At 60.1% G+C, this 17,897-nt stretch carries 20 protein-coding genes; 9 read left to right on the forward strand and 11 right to left on the reverse strand.

The features are described 5' to 3' along the window. Complete coding sequence (gene petA / locus Q0072_RS15395) at positions 1 to 540, reverse strand: ubiquinol-cytochrome c reductase iron-sulfur subunit (RefSeq protein ID WP_298331824.1); 540 nt, start codon at positions 538 to 540, stop codon at positions 1 to 3. 228 nt (positions 541 to 768) lie between these two features. On the opposite strand from petA, the gene Q0072_RS15400 reads away from it, so the two are divergent. After that, positions 769 to 1,248 carry a tRNA (cytidine(34)-2'-O)-methyltransferase gene (locus Q0072_RS15400; RefSeq protein ID WP_298331825.1) on the forward strand — a complete coding sequence of 160 codons (480 nt, stop codon included), beginning with the start codon at positions 769 to 771 and terminating at the stop codon, positions 1,246 to 1,248. 9 nt (positions 1,249 to 1,257) lie between these two features. Then, on the forward strand, positions 1,258 to 2,172 hold the full coding sequence (hemF, locus tag Q0072_RS15405) for an oxygen-dependent coproporphyrinogen oxidase (RefSeq protein WP_298331827.1): 915 nt from the start codon (positions 1,258 to 1,260) through the stop codon (positions 2,170 to 2,172). A gap of 29 nt (positions 2,173 to 2,201) precedes the next feature. Here the strand turns inward: hemF and Q0072_RS15410 are convergent, their stop codons facing one another. The 6 genes from Q0072_RS15410 to Q0072_RS15435 all read right to left on the reverse strand — a co-directional run bounded on the left by Q0072_RS15410 (position 2,202) and on the right by Q0072_RS15435 (position 6,455). Continuing rightward, positions 2,202 to 2,585, reverse strand: a complete 384-nt coding sequence (locus Q0072_RS15410; RefSeq protein ID WP_298331829.1) for a hypothetical protein — start codon at positions 2,583 to 2,585, stop codon at positions 2,202 to 2,204. Continuing rightward, positions 2,582 to 3,292 carry a type 1 glutamine amidotransferase gene (locus Q0072_RS15415; protein ID WP_298331832.1) on the reverse strand — a complete coding sequence of 237 codons (711 nt, stop codon included), beginning with the start codon at positions 3,290 to 3,292 and terminating at the stop codon, positions 2,582 to 2,584. Before Q0072_RS15415 ends, Q0072_RS15410 begins: the two co-directional genes overlap by 4 nt. Positions 3,293 to 3,313: 21 nt before the next feature. Further along, positions 3,314 to 4,456 (reverse strand): CCA tRNA nucleotidyltransferase, encoded by a 1,143-nt coding sequence (locus Q0072_RS15420; protein ID WP_298331835.1) that lies wholly within the window; start codon positions 4,454 to 4,456, stop codon positions 3,314 to 3,316. Positions 4,457 to 4,576: 120 nt separating this feature from the next. Beyond that, positions 4,577 to 5,083 carry a DUF1285 domain-containing protein gene (locus Q0072_RS15425; RefSeq protein WP_298331837.1) on the reverse strand — a complete coding sequence of 169 codons (507 nt, stop codon included), beginning with the start codon at positions 5,081 to 5,083 and terminating at the stop codon, positions 4,577 to 4,579. Continuing rightward, on the reverse strand, positions 5,080 to 5,682 hold the full coding sequence (locus Q0072_RS15430; RefSeq protein WP_298331839.1) for a GNAT family N-acetyltransferase: 603 nt from the start codon (positions 5,680 to 5,682) through the stop codon (positions 5,080 to 5,082). The genes Q0072_RS15425 and Q0072_RS15430 overlap by 4 nt, the downstream gene beginning before the upstream one ends. 44 nt (positions 5,683 to 5,726) lie before the next feature. After that, positions 5,727 to 6,455 (reverse strand): enoyl-CoA hydratase-related protein, encoded by a 729-nt coding sequence (locus tag Q0072_RS15435; RefSeq protein WP_298331841.1) that lies wholly within the window; start codon positions 6,453 to 6,455, stop codon positions 5,727 to 5,729. Positions 6,456 to 6,686: 231 nt separating this feature from the next. On the opposite strand from Q0072_RS15435, the gene Q0072_RS15440 reads away from it, so the two are divergent. Next, positions 6,687 to 8,072, forward strand: a complete 1,386-nt coding sequence (locus Q0072_RS15440) for a hypothetical protein (protein ID WP_298331843.1) — start codon at positions 6,687 to 6,689, stop codon at positions 8,070 to 8,072. Between the two features lie 173 nt (positions 8,073 to 8,245). Here Q0072_RS15440 and Q0072_RS15445 read toward each other — a convergent pair whose 3' ends face one another. Then, on the reverse strand, positions 8,246 to 9,571 hold the full coding sequence (locus Q0072_RS15445; RefSeq protein ID WP_298331846.1) for a dihydroorotase: 1,326 nt from the start codon (positions 9,569 to 9,571) through the stop codon (positions 8,246 to 8,248). 97 nt (positions 9,572 to 9,668) lie between these two features. Further along, positions 9,669 to 10,658 (reverse strand): glycosyltransferase family 9 protein, encoded by a 990-nt coding sequence (locus tag Q0072_RS15450; RefSeq protein ID WP_298331850.1) that lies wholly within the window; start codon positions 10,656 to 10,658, stop codon positions 9,669 to 9,671. Positions 10,659 to 10,697: 39 nt separating this feature from the next. Between Q0072_RS15450 and Q0072_RS15455 the strand changes: the two genes are divergently transcribed. From Q0072_RS15455 to Q0072_RS15470, 4 genes are all read left to right on the forward strand, one after another. Continuing rightward, a complete protein-coding gene (locus Q0072_RS15455) occupies positions 10,698 to 11,507 on the forward strand; it encodes a folate-binding protein (RefSeq protein ID WP_298331853.1) in 810 nt (269 codons plus the stop codon). A gap of 74 nt (positions 11,508 to 11,581) precedes the next feature. Next, positions 11,582 to 12,151: a DUF805 domain-containing protein gene (locus tag Q0072_RS15460; protein WP_298331856.1), complete on the forward strand. Its 570-nt coding sequence runs from the start codon at positions 11,582 to 11,584 to the stop codon at positions 12,149 to 12,151. Positions 12,152 to 12,175: 24 nt separating this feature from the next. Beyond that, entirely contained in the window at positions 12,176 to 12,769 is a 594-nt protein-coding gene (locus Q0072_RS15465; protein ID WP_298331858.1) for a DUF805 domain-containing protein, read from the forward strand. 53 nt (positions 12,770 to 12,822) lie between these two features. Beyond that, positions 12,823 to 13,419, forward strand: coding sequence for a ribonuclease HII (locus tag Q0072_RS15470; protein WP_298331863.1), 597 nt, complete (start codon positions 12,823 to 12,825; stop codon positions 13,417 to 13,419). A 32-nt stretch (positions 13,420 to 13,451) separates the two neighbouring features. Here the strand turns inward: Q0072_RS15470 and Q0072_RS15475 are convergent, their stop codons facing one another. Continuing rightward, positions 13,452 to 14,279, reverse strand: coding sequence for a DUF4253 domain-containing protein (locus Q0072_RS15475; RefSeq protein ID WP_298331866.1), 828 nt, complete (start codon positions 14,277 to 14,279; stop codon positions 13,452 to 13,454). Between the two features lie 206 nt (positions 14,280 to 14,485). On the opposite strand from Q0072_RS15475, the gene Q0072_RS15480 reads away from it, so the two are divergent. After that, entirely contained in the window at positions 14,486 to 15,601 is a 1,116-nt protein-coding gene (locus Q0072_RS15480) for a site-specific DNA-methyltransferase (RefSeq protein ID WP_298331869.1), read from the forward strand. Positions 15,602 to 15,797: 196 nt separating this feature from the next. Next, on the forward strand, positions 15,798 to 17,216 hold the full coding sequence (locus tag Q0072_RS15485) for a hypothetical protein (RefSeq protein ID WP_298331872.1): 1,419 nt from the start codon (positions 15,798 to 15,800) through the stop codon (positions 17,214 to 17,216). 69 nt (positions 17,217 to 17,285) lie between these two features. Here Q0072_RS15485 and Q0072_RS15490 read toward each other — a convergent pair. After that, on the reverse strand, positions 17,286 to 17,897 hold a 612-nt coding region (locus Q0072_RS15490), incomplete at its 5' end, for an NUDIX domain-containing protein (protein WP_298331875.1).

A 17,897-nucleotide genomic window follows, 5' to 3' on the forward strand; every position in this document is an offset into this window, starting at 1 on the left:
TTAACCGATCTTCACTTTGGTGTCGGACAGGAACTGGAAGTCCGGCACAGCCAGATTCAGCGGAGCCGGCCCTTTGCGGATGCGACCCGATGTATCATAGTGCGAACCGTGACAGGGGCAGAACCACCCGCCGTAATCGCCAGCCCCAAACGTCGGCACGCACCCCAGGTGCGTGCACGAGCCCACGAGGATCAGATACTGTTCCTTCCCTTTTTTCACGCGGTCGGCGTCGGCCTGCGGATCCTTGAGGTCCGTCAGTTTGACATCCTGCGCTTCCTTGATTTCCTTGGGCGTGCGATAGCGAACGAACAAGGGCTTACCGCGCCACTTGATCACCACCTGCATGCCTTCCTGTACCTTCGACAGGTCGAATTCCGTCGAAGCCAGAGCCAGGGTGTCAGCCGCGGGGTTCATCTGATCGACCAGCGGCGGAATAACCATCGCCACTGCGCCTACGGCGGCCGCACCCGCGGCTATGTAAATGAAATCGCGGCGGTTCGGGTCCCCATGACCGCCATGATCCGTAGCAGGTTCGCTCACCTTGACACCTCTTCGTCTTGCGCTCAATGCGCCGACCCGACCTGAACGGGCGGGACGCTTACCTCAATGCTCGCCGCCACAGGGCGGCCATAATTCTTATTGACCTGCGACCCCGCCGGTGGTTTTCCCCGACAAGACACAGATAGCTCCTCTTACCTGTCAGAGGTCTTTCCGTCTATAGCGGCATTTGCGCGCCGAAAAAATCCTCTGTCCAAAATATGGCATAAAATGCGTCTGGCCCTTTTTCAACCGGATATTCCACAGAATCTAGGCAGTGCGTTACGTTTATGCGCGTGCCTTGATGTCGCACTGGACGTCATCGAACCCTGCGGCTTCCCCCTCAGCGACCGCGCCATCCGTCGCGCGGCGATGGACTATGGCGGTCAGGCCGATGTGACGCGACATGATTCGTGGGCGGCTTTCCTGAGCGGGCGCGACGATTGGCCGCAGGACACCCGTCTTGTCCTCTTCACCACCAGGGGGGCGGCGCCGTATCAAAACTTCGCCTTCAGGCCTCACGACATACTGCTGATGGGGCGCGAAAGCGCGGGTGTGCCGGATGAGGTCCACAATGCCGCCGATGCGCGTTTGCTGATCCCCATGCGGCCGGGAATGCGCTCGATCAATGTCATCAATGCCGCCGCCATGGCACTGGGCGAGGCCCTGCGTCAGACAGCGGGGTTTGCCCCGGTCGCGCCAATAGCCTAAGAGAACACCATGACCGCTACCGCCCCCCTCTCCGCCCCGCTTTCTGCCGATACCCTAAGCACGCGCCAGCAGGCCGCCGCCGTCTGGTTCCGAGCCTTGCGCGACCGCATCTGCGCCGCGTTTGAAGCGCTGGAGGACGCGGCCCCTGAGACGATGTACGGACCAACGCCGGGGCGCTTTACGCGCAAGCCCTGGACACGCCCTGACGCAGAACACGGCGATGGCGGCGGTGGCGAAATGTCGATGATGCACGGACGGCTGTTTGAAAAGGTCGGTGTGCATATCTCAACCGTGCACGGCACCTTCAGCCCGGACTTCGCCAAAACCATACCGGGGGCCGCCGAAGACCCGCGCTTTTTCGCCACCGGCATCAGCCTGATCGCCCACATGTGGAACCCGCACGTCCCGGCGGTGCACATGAATACGCGCTTTATCACCACGACGCAGAGCTGGTTCGGTGGCGGCGCCGACCTGACACCGCTTCTGGCCGCTGACCGCCGCGAAGACGCGCCGCAGGCCAAGGCCTTCCACACGGCGTTCGAAGCGACCTGCGATCACTTCGCGCCGGACTATTATGCGCGTTTCAAAAAGTGGTGTGACGAATATTTCTTCCTGCCCCACCGCAATGAACCGCGCGGCATTGGCGGCATCTTCTATGACCACCTCAACACCGGCGATCATGAGGCCGATTTCGCCTTTACCCGTGCGGTGGGCGAGACGTTTCTCGATATCTATCCGCGGCTTGTGCGCGAACGCTCAGAACAGAGCTGGACAGAAGAGGAACGCGATCAACAGTTGATACAGCGCGGTCGCTACGTCGAATTCAACCTGCTTTATGATCGCGGGACGCTGTTTGGGCTGAAAACCGGCGGCAATGTGGAATCTATCCTGTCGTCCATGCCCCCGGCGGTGAAGTGGCCGTAATTGGGGCAATGGCAGATGACTGAAAAGTCTTAAGGCTCGAGATAATCGACCGTAATTCGGGAAAAGGTGAGTTCCACCTCACCCCAACTGCCTTCGATATAAGCCGTGTTGTCTGTTAAAAGAAGCGTGTCGATATTGCCGTAATCGACTTCACCATCGGCGTCCGTAGTGAGGGCCTCTTTCAAGCACAGAGCTTTCCAAGCAACAGTAGAAATGTCTTCGAACCTCAACGCTAAACGCTTGAAACAATAGTATATTCCAGAAGACGGCGCCTGATAGGCGGGATGGTTTTCGGTCAGAACCGCATCCAGCAGGAAGATCAGATCGGGATCCTGCTCAGCAATCCCAATGACATAGCTATCTTCCAGATAAAGACTCTGAAGAGCTGCACAGGCTTCAAAATAAGGCTTCACGCCGCCAAAAACCGTGAAATTGCCGCCAGCACATGGTCGCGCGTCGTGCCGGCCTTGAGGCTGTCCATCGCCTGATCGACCAGATGCTCGGAAATGCGCCAGCCGCGGCGGCTCATCCACAGATCACCGGCGAAGTTTTCACAAAATTCCGGGTGGCACTGAAACGAAATCGCCTTGCGGTCGGTATAGGCCAGCGCGCCATAGGGCGTGAAGTCCGACCCGGCCAGCACCACCGCCGTCTCTGGCTTTCTGACCACCTGATCCTGATGGCTGACGGCAACGCGGATCGCCGACAGGTCCGTCGTGGCCAGTTCGCGCCATAAGGCATTGTCGTGGATGGTGTATTCGTGCAGGCCGACGCCCCAGCCCTTATCCGACTTTTCGACGTGGCCACCCCAGGCCTGCGCCATCACCTGATGGCCGAAGCAGATGCCGACCACCGGCACCTGCGCATCCAGCCCCCTCAGCCAGTCGATGAGGTCCGAAATCCACGCATGGTCTTCATAGACTCCGGCGGGCGAACCGGTGATGACCACGCCTGTGAGCTTGTCTTGCGGCCCCGGCAATTCGCCTTCCATGGTGCAGAACACGCGAAACTGACGCTCCGGTGCAGCCAGATGCGCACGAAACATGTCGGCATAGGTGCCGTAGGTTTCGCTCAGATTTTCCGGCGGCACTCCGGTTTCAAGGATGGCAACGTAGGACATAAGGCAAACAACACGGGGTTTTTACTGCCCTCTTATGTTTGCCTGTTTGGCTATGTCGTCAATGGCGTCCTCAATCACGATTGGTGAGAAATCGTGTGCGATCCAGTCGGCCTCGATACGGCGCAGGGTCTGGCCCAGTTCCGGGCCGGGCGTGAGCCCAGCGGTGATCAGGCCCGCCGACTTCAGCGGAAAGACGGGCACGTCGATGTGCTTCAGGTTTTGATCGAGTTCTTTCCATGCCTCTGGCTTCAGGCCCGCCTCCGCCGCAAGGAACACAAGCGCGTCGCTCATCGCCTGAGGGCCATGGCGATAGAGGCCACGTCGCAGGGCGGCCGGTGACGCCGTGATGTCCGCTTCGGCACAGGCAACAGCGGCCGCGCTCAGACGGTCGGCCACGCGATTTGACAGACGCAGACGCTGAGTTAAGGCGGGGAGTGTCTCAGCCCATCCGTGGCCACCAATCAGAACAATCAATCGTTGAACTACATCCGACGTCAGCGGGAAACCGGCTTCCACGCGCTCGGCATTCACCGGCGCGCCGGGCACGACGTGCGCGATCACACCGGTTTCAATCATCCGCTGTACGACGTTTACCGGGTCGGCAATAGTAAGCAGCTTAAACAGCTCCTGCTGGATACGCTCACCCGACAGGCTGTCTATACCGTCACGCAAGGCCACACAGGCGCTTAAGGACGCCTCATCCAAGCCCCGTCCATGACTGGCGCTAAAACGGAAAAAACGCAATATTCTCAGATAGTCTTCGCGGAGTCTTGTCTCGGCGTCTCCGATCAAACGCACCCGACCGGCCTGCGCGTCATCGAGCCCCTGCCCCGTCGGATCAAACACCTCGCCGCGGATATCGGCATAGAGGGCATTGAGGTAAAAATCGCGGCGTTGCGCGTCCCGGCTCCAATCGCCCGTGTAGCTGACCACCGCACGGCGGCCATCGGTTTCAACGTCCTCGCGCAGGGAGGTGATTTCGAACGGCTGCCCGTCAATCACCGCCGTAATGGTGCCAAAGGCCTTGCCGGTTGGCACATGGCGGATACCCGCCGCCGACAGTGCGGCCTCGGTGGCGTCGGGCGTCAGTTGCGTCGAAAGGTCGAGATCGCCCGGCGTGCGGCCCATGACCACATCGCGCACGCAGCCGCCGACAAAACGCACGCAGCCCGCACCTCCCGCCGCTTCTAAAGCAGCAAAGACTCGCTGAACCGCTGGCGCGGTCATTTCCGGAGGGAGCGCGATATGCACCAAAAACCGCCTTAGGTTTGTTGAAGTCCGAGCCTATGCTGAAACCACCGGGATTTCAAACCCCTGCCCGTCCAGTTCAAGCCGCACCTTATCGCCATCCAGTTCCGCCGTCTCGAACAGGCGGGCCGCACAGGCGCGCGTCAGACGTCCCCACAGATCGCCGCGCACCCGTATCCGCGGCCGCCATTCTTCGCCCTGCACATCGATGACCAGCGGATGCGCGTCTGACAACGGCAGTGGGTTGTCCTGATCGCTGCGGAAAACACTGCCCTCGAAATCGACAATGCGAAACGGCAAATCCTCAACCTGGATGGTCAGCTTCTCAACCGGCGTAACCAGCACGTAGCCCTCTGCGTCACAGCGTAGCAGTTTCGAAAACAGCCGCACGAGCGCCGGGCGGGCGATGGGCCGGCCTTCGTGCAGCCAGACACCATCGCGGCGGATGAGGATGTCAATGGCCCCGCACAGGGACGGCTGCCACGACTCAACGGGATAGTCTTTATCAGGAAAACGCGCGGCCTCGGTCAGCCAGCCGTTCATTTGTCAACCGCACCCGTCAGAGGTTCGCCCTTATAGGCGGGGTTATAGAGGACCATCAGGCGGCGCAAATCGACCGGTCCCGGCAGGCTCAGCCCCTCGGCCTTCGTAAAGCCAAAGTTCTGAAAATAAGCGGGCGTGCCAACCAGCAAAATGGCTGTGACGCCGGCATCAAAGGCCGCCTTGATAGCGGTACGGATCAGGGCGCGTCCGATACCCAGACTTTGGTGATCTTCGTCAACGGCGATCGGCCCCAGAAAGGCCATTTCGCCTTTGAGCGCCTGATTGTCATCGCGTACCTTGACCGGCCACAGACGCACCGATCCGATTATGGCGGTTTCGCTGTGCCCGCCCTGTTCGATACGGTGCATAACGAACGACAGGCCGGGAATGGGCTGATTGCCTTCACGCAGGCGTTCCGCCGTCTTGGCATAGCGACCGGGTCCGAACACGCGGTTGACCAGCGCATCAGCGGCCTCGCGCTCAGCCAGCGCCTCCACGGTAATCAGACGATCAAAGGCATAGCTATCCACGGCCAGACCTGACTTATCATGCAACTCATGCCACAAAGCGGCAAAAACGGTCGCACCCTTTAGTCCCAAACCCCCGCCTCGTCAAATAAACAAGGTTAGGCGTTTGTTACAAATCAGCCTTTTTTGAGAAACGCCGCAAAAGCCGCGGCCGCTTCCGGGCTCCTCAGCCGCGCCAGAAAAATTTCACCCTCGCGCACGATCTGGTCCCAGATGACGTCAGGCTGGCGCATCAGGGCCTTGGCCTGAATGAGCGCCTCCAGCGGCAGGGCGGCCAGTTTTTCAGCAACGCTCAGAGATTCCGTTTCCAAAGCCTCACGGGCCACCACGCGATTGGCGACACCGGTGCTCAGCGCTTCGGCCGCCGGGATGACCCGCCCGGAACTAAGCCACTCAAAGGCCCGCGCATGGCCGATTCGCTGGGTCAGCAACAGGCTGGAACCGCCTTCGGGCGTCAGGCCCAGCTTGAGGAAGGGCAGGCTGAGGCGTGCATCTTCGGACAGCAGCACCTGATCGCAATGCAGCAGCAGGGTCGTCCCCACCCCCACGGCCTGCCCCTGCACAGCCGCCACAATCGGCATCCGCGCATAGGTCAGGGCTTTGAGGAACCGAAAGACCGGCAGGGCTTCGACCGCACCCTCATGCGAAGCCAGCGAAATGAAATCGACAATGTCATTGCCGGCGCAGAAATCGCCCCCCTCGGCTTCGAGCAGAATAACACCCGGCGCGCTGTCTATCGCCTCGGACAGGGTGGTGTACATGTGGTGATCAAGCGCGTTTTTCTTGGCGGCCCGATCAAGCCTGATGCGCCTGATGCCCGCCGCGTCTGTCACCTTTACCGACATGCCGTTTCGTTCCCGTATTCTGTTGTTATCACATCTCTATATGGCACGTCTGCCGCTGGGTCAGGCAAGCCTGAAAATCGGAGCGTTTTTTTATGCCGAGCGCCGCTTGCCACGCGTTCCTGGCATTGCCTTTAAGCCGCCACATCCTGTAGAGACAATCCTGTTATAAAGAGCCGCTAAAATCCGGCCGTCGTCTCATTCACAGGTTCGCATTCAAGGAAAACGCAACCGATGTCTCTTTCCACCTTCCTCAGAGGCGCGGCTATGGCCGTAGCCGCCCTCGCGCTGGGGTGCAGCGCGGCCTCGGCTGCCGAAGCGGTCAAGCTCAACGATAAGCAACGTGCCAAGGGCGTGGCGGATGCCCCGGCCCTGATTCAGGCGGCGGGCGTGCCCTGTGAACCGGCCGATGCCTACTATGTCGGCGAGTCCAGCAGCAAGGGGGCCGATGGCAAGCCGGTCAAGCTTCAGGTCACCGAAGTGTCCTGTAAGGCCGGAGGGGGCTATCTGCTCAGCAAGGACACCACGACGAACAAGGTCGATAAGTTCAACTGTACGCAGGCCTTTTCGCAAAACGCTGCCAACAACAAGCAGGCCAAGTGCGTGTTGCCGGGCAATGAAAAGCACTACGCGTGGATGACGCCGCTGGCGCAGCAATATGATCAGGCCTGTACCGTCAGCAATGCCCGCTGGATGGGTGCGGTCACGGATCATGGCTTTGATCGCTATGAAGTGGCCTGTGACGGCCGTCCTGGCTTCGTGATGGACGTGCCCTTTACGGCCACAAGCGCCAAGCTGAGCTTTTCGAACTGCCTGATGACCAAGGGCAACTCGGCCTGTCAATACACCACTGAGGCGCAGGCCATGCAGTCCCTGCAAGCGCCCGTCAAGCAGGCGCAGCCGTCGTGCACGGTGGAAAAGGCCCGCTGGATCGGCCGCGTCACCAGCGAAGGTCAGGACTTCTATGAAATCGGCTGCGCCGGCAAGCCCGGCTTCGTTCTGCAGACGACGACCACGATGAAGTATATCGCCAGTGTCGGCTGCGACCGCGCCGGTACGCTTGGCCCCTGTCAGTACACGGACGCCGCCAGCCTGACTGCCGAAGCGCGCACCGCCTATGGCGAAAAGCTGAAGGCGGCGGGTATCACCTGCACCGTCGCCGAATACAACCTGATCGGCACGGAAACCGCAACCAAGCGCGATCTGATCGAATTCAAATGCCCTGAGCAAAAGTTTGGTCTGGCCGCCTTTATCCCGAACACGGGCTCGACGGCCAAGTTCGAGGCCATGGACTGCTTCACCATGATCTCACGCCGCAAGGAATGTGGTTTCGTGCCGCGCGCCACGCTGGACAAGCATCTGGACGTCCTGATCAAGGCGGCCAAGAAGGATTGCGACGTTCAGCAGGTTACCTATCTGGGCCGTGGCGACGATGACGCCGCTCTGGTCGAAATCGCCTGCACCAACAAGCGTGGCTATGTGGGCGCCGTGGTGAAGGCCCGCACGGGCTTCGATGAAGTCGTCTCCTGTAACATCGCCAAGAGCCGCAAATATCCGATCCAGTGTGAAATCCCCGGCAACGGCACCTATGTGCCTCCGGCGGGTGGTTCCAACGACTGATTGGTGTTTTAACGCCCAACGAAAAGCCCCGCCGAGTGTTAGGCGGGGCTTTTTTTGCAAGGAACAGAACGCTTTAGGTTTCATATCTTGAGGCGAATGGCAGGAGGCTAGCGCCGCAGGTACAAGAGTACCTGCAAGCGACGCCGACGCCCCAGTCGCCCAAGAGAGGGAACCTAAAGGATTTCCATGAAGCGGCACGCCTCCCCCTGCGACGGCCGGACGATCTCGTCATCGCGCATGACCACCTTGCCGCGAATGATGGTCGCCTTAGGCCAGCCGTGGGCCTCAAAACCATCAAACGGCGTCCAGCCGCAGCGCGAACGCATCTGATCGTGGGTGATAACCCGCTTGTGGTTCAGATCGACCAGCGTCACATCGGCATCATAGCCTTCGGCCATCCGCCCTTTGCCCGCCACACCGAAGACGCGCTGCGCCCCGGCCGAGGTCAGGTCCACCAGCCGCTCCAGCGACAGCTTGCCGTTGGCGACATGGGTCAGCATGACCGGCAAGAGGGTTTGCACGCCGGGCATACCCGACGGCGAGGCCGGATAGGGCTTCTGCTTCTCTTCGATGGTGTGCGGCGCGTGGTCAGAGCCCAGCACGTCAGCGACGCCGTCGCTGATGCCGCGCCACAGGCCATCGACGTGATACTGATCGCGGATCGGCGGGTTCATCTGGGCATAGCCCTTCAGGCGTTGATAGGCTTCGGGTGCCACCAGCGTCAGGTGCTGCGGCGTGATCTCGACCGTGGCTATGTCCTTGTTGTGCGACAGGAATTCGATCTCTTCCGCGGTGGTGACGTGCAGGACATGGATACGCTTGCCGGCCTCGCGCGCCAGACGCACCAGACGGTGGGTGGACTGAATGGCTGACTGGGCATCGCGCACAAAGTCGTGGCTGGTCCAGTCGCCTTCGCGGGCCAGCGCCCGGCGCTCGGCCAGCCGGTATTCGTCCTCGGAATGGAAGGTGGCGCGGCGATTGACGCTGGCCAGCACCTTGGCCACGCCCTCGTCATCGGCGATCAGCAGGGTGCCGGTCGAAGCCCCCATGAAGACCTTCACGCCGCAGCAGCCCTTCATACGCTCAAGCTCACCCAGATGGGCGGCGTTTTCGTGCGTGCCACCGACATAGAAGGCGTGGTCGCAGTGCATACGATGATGCGCGCGCTTCAGCTTGTCCTCAAAAGTCACCGGATCGGTGGTGTTGGGATTGGTGTTCGGCATTTCAAACACGGCCACGACTCCGCCCATAACGGCGGCCTGCGAACCGGTCTCGAGGTCTTCCTTCCACTCCAGCCCCGGCTCACGGAAGTGCACCTGTGTGTCGATGACACCCGGCATGGCCAGAAGCCCTGTGGCGTCGAACACCTCAGCCGCCGAAGCCTGCGACAGGTCGCCAAAGGCGACGAACTTGCCAGCGGTGATGCCAATATCGCCCTGACCACGACCGGCGTGGTTGATGATGTCAGCGTTACGGATGATCAGATCGTAGGTGGGCATGGGGCGTCTCCGTTTCTCTTCTCCCCTGAGGGAGAAGGTGGCCTGAAAGGCCGGATGAGGGGGAAACAACGGCTCCACCTTACCCCAGCCCTCTCCCTTAGGGGAGACGGGGAGCCTGGTGAGATACCGTCAACGTGGTCTGGACGGCCTCATACACCCGGTTGACGCTCAGGTCGAGCATGTGACACAGCGCCTGATCGAGATTTGGGTCCTGAGCACGAATTTCTTCGAAATGCCGCGGCGTGCGCAAAATGTGCACATTGTTCCCCAGCGGCGCCTCCACCCGATCATCGGAGGGGCCGTAGAGCCCGAAACTCAGGACATTGGCGGCCGCCGCCAGATGCAGCCAGATATCATCATTGCCAATAAACACATCGGCCTGACGCAGGCAGGCATAGGCGGTCAGCGGATCGAGCTTACCGGTCAGTTCAATCACGCGGGCTTTGGGGGCGGCCATACGCAGGGCCGTTGCGGCTTCGCGGTCGCTCTCGTGACCCAGTATCAGCAAACGCGCCCCTTTCAGCGGGCCGTCTTCGTTCATCAGACGTGTCGCCAGCACCGAAAAGCGCTCCGCCGGCCATTGCGCGCCCTGCCAGCGTGCGCCGGGGGCGATGGCCAGCAACGGCCCCTCCTCACCGGGTGTGTCGTCCAGAAAAAATTCCGCTCCCACAGCCCGCGCTTCGGCCACATGCAACCACGGCAATTCCGGCTTTTCCAGCTTAAGGAGGCGCGACGCGGTGATCACCGGGTGTTCGTCTTCATGATGATCCGGCGCAATGGCACGGGTCTTGGCACTGAGGAAGCGCGACCACAGGGTTGGCCCCGTATCGAGCAGCAGGCCCCATTCACGCTGCCGCACTCGCCACCACAGTTTCAGACCTGCCACCGACATGACCTCCCCGTCAAAAGGGATGATCGCCTCGATATGGCTAAAATCGGCGAACAGGGCGGCGCTGTCGCTGCGCGTGATCAAAGTCACGGCAGCGTTTGGCACTTCTTGCAGCAGGCGCGCCAGAACCCCACCTAGAGCCAGCGCCCTTTTCGGTTCCTCAAGCGCGACGATCAGGATCGGAAACGGACGGCTCATGCTACATACCCTATCCCGAATCTATGGCTCACAGCAAACATGACCGACCTTATTGCTCTTTCGCATCGTGCCCTGATCGCCCTGAGCGGTCCCGACTGGGGAAAGTTCCTCAATGGCCAGACGACCATTGACGTGGAACACATCTTCGACGCCGTCGCCGACGAAGAGAACAAGCCCTTATATTATGGCGCGTTCCTGACCCCGCAAGGCAAGCTGAGCGCCGATGTGTTCATCTGTCCACGGGATTCGGATACCGTATGGATAGATGTCGATGCGGGGGTGCGGGACGACCTGTTTACCCGGCTGAATATGTTCAAACTGCGGGCGAAGGTCACCCTGTCCAAACCCGAGGCGCAGGTCTATGCCTCCTTGTCCGAGGGATTGCCCGATCCGCGCGCACCGGGGCTTTATCGCGCCTACGGGACGTTTGAGGCGACGGGAGACATCACGACCTACACAGAGTTTCGTCTGACGCAGGGGGTGGCCGAACCGGGGCTCGATTTCCCCAAAGACTATCTCTACCCCATCGACATCAATATGGACCTGATCGAGGCCATAGACTTCAAAAAAGGCTGCTTTGTCGGTCAGGAAACCACCTCGCGCATGAAGCGGCGCGGCACGATCAAGAACCGCCTGATCCCCCTAAGCCATGCCGGGCAATTCACCTTTGGCGCCGAAGTCCTTTCGGGCGAGCGTCGCGCCGGGGAAATTCTGGCCTCCGCCAACGGCAAGTCGCTGGCCCTTATGCGACTCGACCGACTGGACGGCGCTCTGACCTGCGCAGGTGAAGCGGTCAGCCTCGCCGTCCCCGACTGGCTGACCCCACACCTCAAACCGGTTGAAACCTGACACGGGTTTCATTTGCCAGCCCGTCCGGCTGCGGTTATCGTCTCGGTCTGACACTCATGGCTAAAGGGACACCCATGTTCAGTTTCGATCTGATGTTTCAACCGCTGAAGCGCTATTTCGATTTTCAGGGGCGCGCGCGTCGCTCGGAATACTGGTTGTTTTATCTGTTTCAGGTTGTGGTCAGCCTCTTCCTGAACATCGTGCAGATGACGGGCGGGCTGGTCGCAGGCCTTGCCGCCGGTCTGGCCCTGATTTTCGGACTGGGTGTACTCATCCCCTCCATCGCCGTGGGTGTACGCCGCTTTCACGATACCAACCGTACCGGTCTGTGGCTTCTGTTCTATCCGGCGGTCATGATCGTGTCGCTGATCCTCACCCTTGTCTTCGCCGCTGACGCCGTGGCCCAGATGGGGCAGAACTTTCAGAACATCGATCCTTCAAGTCTGGAATCGGGCGACGCGCAGGCCAATATGGCCGTCTACAGCGCCATGGCTCCCATCGCGCTTTATGTGCTGCTGCCCACCTGGCTGGCCAGTCTGGTGACCCTGTGGTTCCATGTGCAGGATGGCACGCCCACCGCCAACCGCTTTGGCCCGGACCCCAAAGGACGTGGCGTAAGCGAAAGTATCGCATCAACCTTTTAATTCACACGCATGGGGGGAAAATCCATGGCTGTACCGATAGCGTTTCAACCACTCACCAAATATGCAGACTTCAATGGTCGCGCGCGACGTCAGGAATTCTGGTTGTTCTGGCTTGTGCAATTCCTTTTCTTTTCGGTGCTGAACAGCATCGTCATGGCGCTGATGTTTCAGTCCTTCAGCACCATCAGCGCGCAGACCGATCCGTCGAACTTCATGTTCAACCCGACCTTCATGATCCTGGGGCAGGTCGGCAATGTGATCTCCCTCGCCCTGCTGGTGCCCAATCTGGCCGTCGGTGTGCGCCGTCTGCACGACACCAACCGCACGGGATGGTGGTTGATTCTGCCCGCCGCGGCTTTCATGGTCGGGCTCGTTCTGTTCCTGATAACCAATGGCGGACAACTCGCCAGCCTGTTTACCGGCAAATATGAGAACAATCCGCAAGCGGTTTTCGGCGTAATAGGCAGCGGCTTTCTTATGGTATGGCTGCCAACCTTCGTTGGTTCCGTGGTGTTGTTCGTTTTCAACGTCCTTGACGGCACGCCCGGTGCCAATCGCTTCGGCCCTGATCCCAAGGGACGCGGCGTTACGGCCGACGTGGCCCAGACCTTCGCCTGATCGGTTCTCACCGTCTCTCGTCACAGATAGCGGAATCGGGTATGGAGCCATCCATGCCCGATTTCACTTTTGAGTCTCAGTTTGACGGTCTGGTCTGTGGTGTCGATGAGGCCGGACGCGGCCCCTGCGCAGGGCCCCTGTGCGTGGCCGCCGTCATCCTTGACCCGGCACGCATTCCGGCCGGCATCGCCGACTCCAAAAAACTGAGCGAAAATCAACGCTTTGCGCTGGAACCCGAAATCAAGGCCGCGGCTCTGGCGTGGTCGGTGATTGAAATTTCCGCCGCCGATATCGACTGCCACAACATCCTCAGGGCAACCATGATGGGCATGACGCAAGCCGTCGAAGCCCTTAGACCGCAACCCATCCATGCCCTGATCGACGGCAATCGCTGCCCGCCGCTGTCCATAGCCGCCACGGCGGTGGTCAAGGGCGACGACAAATCACTGTCCATCGCCGCCGCTTCGATCCTCGCCAAGACGGCGCGCGACCGCATCATGATCGAGATGGACGCCCTCTATCCCGTCTACGGCTTCAAATCGCACAAGGGCTATCAGGCCGAAGCCCACATCGCCGCCATACGCCTGCATGGCCCCTCACCCATCCATCGGATGAGTTGGGCCACGGTTCGCTCGGTCCTTGTGGTCTGAACCGCATCGGTTATAAATTCGATAGATTACCTTTAATCCCACCAGAAAACCCACCAGCGCTGTGCCATCAGACACGCGGCCAGAATGGAAATCTCACTCATGCCCTGATCGACAATATCAGGGCAATAGCGATACATCTCCGTTGCCAAGGCAAGGGCCTTCTCACGACTATCCAAAGGCTTGGGTAGCCGCAAATTGAGCACATCGCCACTCATGCCGATTAATTCAGCTCCGAAACGTTCATTCCATGACCGCAAGGCAGCCACCTGAACGTCAGGCATTGGACAAGCGTTCCATCCCCCCCATTTCATATAGGCCGGCACCTCCGAACCCGTCTTTGTCGGAACCAACACGATATGCACAGTCTTAAAAGAGCTACCTGTCAGAATATCAGTCGCAACACTCAGCCCCGCCTCATCAGGAAGCGATCCGGTTGGCCATTCTCCCACCATTGCTTCAATGTCTTGGTCTGTCAGAGCGTTATCTTGCGTCTTCAATACCTCCGGAAAATGTATAGCCTTTGCGCTCTCTAAAATTTGAGAGGGGGTTTGTGCGCTTTCAGGCATTGCCTCCGTGTTACCCCCACGGTCAGCGACAAGCCGGCCAGCGATGTTCATCAGGTCTTCGTCGCCACCTAGCACAACCGGATAACCTCGCCCAGCCGCTTTGAGCTTTGTCCAGTTCTCAAGGGCCTTATCGCCCGGCACGCTGACAATCTCGTACGGGAATGCCGCCATCACTCTTGCTTTATAAGCCGCAGAGTCCGTTGATCCGGGCTCAGACACTGAGACCGGTTTGCAACCTATGAGACCCGCCGCTCCCAATGCGGTGAGCACCGAGCGCCTTGTTGTTCGATACATGCGATTTCCCCCTGTCATACGAGTTCATAGAACAAAACGAATCCAAAACTGAGTCCCAAAAGACTCACCCCCAGAAAATTGAATCAAATTGGGCCCACCCGATTCGCCGCGAGTCAAGTTGTAACTTTTTATTAACCTCGCGAGATTCTAACCTGTCTCTTCTTACCGGTCCACAGAAGCGGGCCGCCATGATCCGGGGTTAAGACATGACACGCCACATGCCGCAAAAAGCCATCATGCAGCGCACCGCGCTGGAGCTGGACACCATCCATGTCGGTGAGTGCGTGGACATACTGAAATCCCTGCCGGATAAGTCGGTCGATCTGGTTTTCGCAGACCCGCCTTATAACCTTCAGCTGGGGGGCGACCTGCACCGCCCGGACAATTCCAAGGTCGATGCGGTGGACGACGAGTGGGATCAGTTCGCCAGCTTCGAAGCCTATGACCGCTTCACCCGCGAATGGATGCGCGAATGTCAGCGCGTCCTGAAAGACGACGGGGCCATCTGGGTCATCGGCTCCTATCACAACGTCTTTCGTCTGGGCGTCGCGCTTCAGGACCTGGGTTTCTGGGTGATGAACGACGTCATCTGGCGCAAGGCCAACCCCATGCCCAATTTCAAGGGCACGCGCTTCACCAATGCCCACGAAACCCTGATCTGGGCCACCAAGGCCAAGGGCCAGAAGCGCTATACCTTCAACTATGACGCTCTTAAGGCCTTCAACGAAGACACGCAGATGCGCTCAGACTGGGCCATTCCACTGTGCACGGGTGAAGAACGCCTGAAAGACGAAGACGGCAACAAGGTTCACCCAACGCAAAAGCCGGAAAGCCTGCTTTATCGCGTCCTTCTGGCCTGCTCGAAACCCGGCCATGTGGTGCTTGATCCCTTCTTTGGCACCGGCACCACCGGCGCGGCCGCCAAGCGTCTGGGTCGCCACTTCATCGGCATCGAGCGCGACGAAACCTATGCCAAACACGCCCGTGAGCGCATTGCCCGCGTTCAGCGTGCCAATGAGTCCGATCTGGCCACCATGGGCTCCAAAAAAGCCGAACCGCGCGTCCCCTTCGGCGCGCTGGTCGAGGCCGGCCTGCTGCAACCCGGCGACACCCTCTATTGCCCCAAGGGTCAGCGCACCGCCCGCGTCCGCGCCGACGGTTCATTGGTGCACGGCGAACTGACCGGCTCTATCCACAAGGTCGGGGCCATGCTGGAACAGGCCCCCTCCTGCAACGGCTGGACCTACTGGCGCTTCAAGACCGATGCCGGGTTCAAGCCTATCGACGATCTGCGCGCCCGCATCCGTCAGCAGGGTCATTGACCCTGCACCCGGAACGTACCGCGGCAGGCGGGGTCGTCCTTTCCAATCACCAGCAGAACCCGGTCGAAAGGCCGGGTTTTGTACATTTACGACTAAAGTCGCAACATTGATCGTTTCCGCTTGATTTTGAAATAATCTGAGCGCTTAATCATCTGACAAATAAGCGGCGCAAAGCCGTAACCACGGGAACGTCAGGATGATTACGCACACTCTTCGCCACTGGGCGGTGGCCTTGACTGTCTGCGCCGGTTTGGGGCTGATCGCCTCATCGGCCAATGCGCAACAAAGCCGCAAGGAAATGCTGGCCGCTGAGGCGGCGGCTGAAAACGTCAAGACCGTCAGCAAGCTGGTGCAGACCTTTGGTTTGCCCTGCGAGGTGACCGAAGCCACGGTCCCCCTGCCCGCCGAAGCCACAGTGGATGGCAAAAAGATCGCCATCGAAAGCTTTGAAGTCGCCTGTAAGGACCAGCGCGGCTATCTGCTCTATGTGGCCAAAAAGGCGCCGTTTGGCGATCCGATGGGCTGTCTCGAAGCCGCCGCCGTTGCCAAGGTCGCACCCGGCAGTCCGGTGTGCAAGCTACGCGGCAATCGCGTGGCTCACTACTGGCTGACCGACACCGCCAAGTCGAAGATCCCGGCCTGTCAGATCGGCAGTGCGCGCTTTATCCGCGCCGACGCCGCGAAAAACAGCGAAACCTATGAAATTGGCTGTAAAAATACGGCGGGAGGTATTTTTACTGTGCCAACCTGGAAGGCCAGCGACCAGACGGTCGGTTTCCTGAATTGCCTGAAAACCGCAGACACCGCGCTGAAATGTGAACTGACGACACCGGAACTGTTGCCGCAAACCGTTGGGGCGCTGGTCCGCAAGAATGCCCCGGACTGCACGCTGAACAATGCGCGTTTTATCGGCGCGACCAAGGACGCCGAATATTACGAAGTGGGCTGCGAAGGTAAGCCGGGCTTCGTGCTGGTCACCGATCTCGACACCCAGTTCAAGGGCAAGGTCGGCTGCGATAAGGCCGCCAGTATCGGCGGCTGCAAGTTCACCGACGCTGCCGCTCTGGCCGCCGCAGGCAAGGCCAAGCAGGACGAGGCCAAGGCCAAATATAAGGACGCCTATGCGCAGGCCCTGAGCGCAGCCGGCATTGCCTGCACCATCGAAGACTTCCGCCGCATCGGCCGCGATACGGCCACCAACCGCGACCTGGCTGAATTCAAATGCCCGGAAGCGAAAACCGGCCTGATCGCCCTGATCCCCGATGCGGGCAAGGACGGCAAACTCGAAACCTTCGACTGTTTCGGGGCCGCCGTGCAAAAGACCGACTGCGCCTATATGAGCGGTGATCAGCTCAAGGCGCACCTGCAAACCCTCAGCGCCAATCACAAATCGATCAAGGCCGACTGCGTGATCGGCGACGCCCGCTACGCCTTTGAAAACAATGGGCAGGTGGTGCTGGAAATCGCCTGCACCAACAAACGCGGCTATATCGCCGTCCTTAATAAGGCCCGCACGGCCCTTAATCCCGCCGTGCCCTGCCATATCGCCGCCACCAATCCCGGCGTGCCTGAAAAGTGCACCCTCGCCGGCAATGGCAGCAATACCGCGGGATAACCGCTCCGGTTTCAGTAAGCGTACCTCGTGAACCCTCCCCTTGCCCCGCCTTAACCGGCGGGGCATTTTTTATGGCAACTTCAACGCCTTGGCGAAGACGGTTGGCAAGGCTTTGACCTCTGCCCAGCTCAAACCCTGATAAACATTGTGCTGACGCAGGAACGCCGTCATTTCGTCTGCACTCAACTCGATCCGCCAGACCTGTTGGTTCAGAGCAAAGTGCGTAAAAACGTGCGCGTAGGTGCCGAGATTTTCCCAAGCCTCATTTCCACGGTAGACTGATGGGAAGACGACCTCCCCCTTTTCCCATATCTCGGCGCGCCACTCGAGATGCGGCAGGCCCAGCATCCCGCCCAGCAAGCCCTTGTCCGGGCGACGCTCGACCACAAACCCGTCTTCTGACGTGATCAGAAAGGCCACCCCATACCGTACCGGTTTCGGGGCCTTGGCCGCCTTTAGCGGATAGGCCTCCGGCTGACCTTCGGCAAAGGCGGCGCAATCTTCGCGCAACGGACAGATCAGGCACGACGGCGATTTGGGGCGACAGACACTGGCCGACAGGTCCATCAGCGCCTGCGGCCAGTCGCGCGCGCGGTCTTCGCGCACCCAGCGGGCCGCCAGTTCGCGCAACAGAGGACGGGCCTGCGGCACCGGAGTCTTGACGGCATAGAGGCGGCTCAT

Source organism: Asticcacaulis sp. (assembly GCF_027484505.1).
GTDB lineage: Bacteria > Pseudomonadota > Alphaproteobacteria > Caulobacterales > Caulobacteraceae > Asticcacaulis.

Coding starts and splice junctions, on each gene's coding strand:
- Q0072_RS15400 (WP_298331825.1), top strand. CDS start 769: ATGCGTCTGGCCCTTTTTCAACCGGATATTCCACAGAATCTAGGCAGT.
- hemF (WP_298331827.1), top strand. CDS start 1,258: ATGACCGCTACCGCCCCCCTCTCCGCCCCGCTTTCTGCCGATACCCTA.
- Q0072_RS15415 (WP_298331832.1), bottom strand. CDS start 3,292: ATGTCCTACGTTGCCATCCTTGAAACCGGAGTGCCGCCGGAAAATCTG.
- Q0072_RS15425 (WP_298331837.1), bottom strand. CDS start 5,083: ATGAACGGCTGGCTGACCGAGGCCGCGCGTTTTCCTGATAAAGACTAT.
- Q0072_RS15435 (WP_298331841.1), bottom strand. CDS start 6,455: ATGTCGGTAAAGGTGACAGACGCGGCGGGCATCAGGCGCATCAGGCTT.
- Q0072_RS15440 (WP_298331843.1), top strand. CDS start 6,687: ATGTCTCTTTCCACCTTCCTCAGAGGCGCGGCTATGGCCGTAGCCGCC.
- Q0072_RS15445 (WP_298331846.1), bottom strand. CDS start 9,571: ATGCCCACCTACGATCTGATCATCCGTAACGCTGACATCATCAACCAC.
- Q0072_RS15450 (WP_298331850.1), bottom strand. CDS start 10,658: ATGAGCCGTCCGTTTCCGATCCTGATCGTCGCGCTTGAGGAACCGAAA.
- Q0072_RS15455 (WP_298331853.1), top strand. CDS start 10,698: ATGACCGACCTTATTGCTCTTTCGCATCGTGCCCTGATCGCCCTGAGC.
- Q0072_RS15460 (WP_298331856.1), top strand. CDS start 11,582: ATGTTCAGTTTCGATCTGATGTTTCAACCGCTGAAGCGCTATTTCGAT.
- Q0072_RS15465 (WP_298331858.1), top strand. CDS start 12,176: ATGGCTGTACCGATAGCGTTTCAACCACTCACCAAATATGCAGACTTC.
- Q0072_RS15470 (WP_298331863.1), top strand. CDS start 12,823: ATGCCCGATTTCACTTTTGAGTCTCAGTTTGACGGTCTGGTCTGTGGT.
- Q0072_RS15475 (WP_298331866.1), bottom strand. CDS start 14,279: ATGTATCGAACAACAAGGCGCTCGGTGCTCACCGCATTGGGAGCGGCG.
- Q0072_RS15480 (WP_298331869.1), top strand. CDS start 14,486: ATGACACGCCACATGCCGCAAAAAGCCATCATGCAGCGCACCGCGCTG.
- Q0072_RS15485 (WP_298331872.1), top strand. CDS start 15,798: ATGATTACGCACACTCTTCGCCACTGGGCGGTGGCCTTGACTGTCTGC.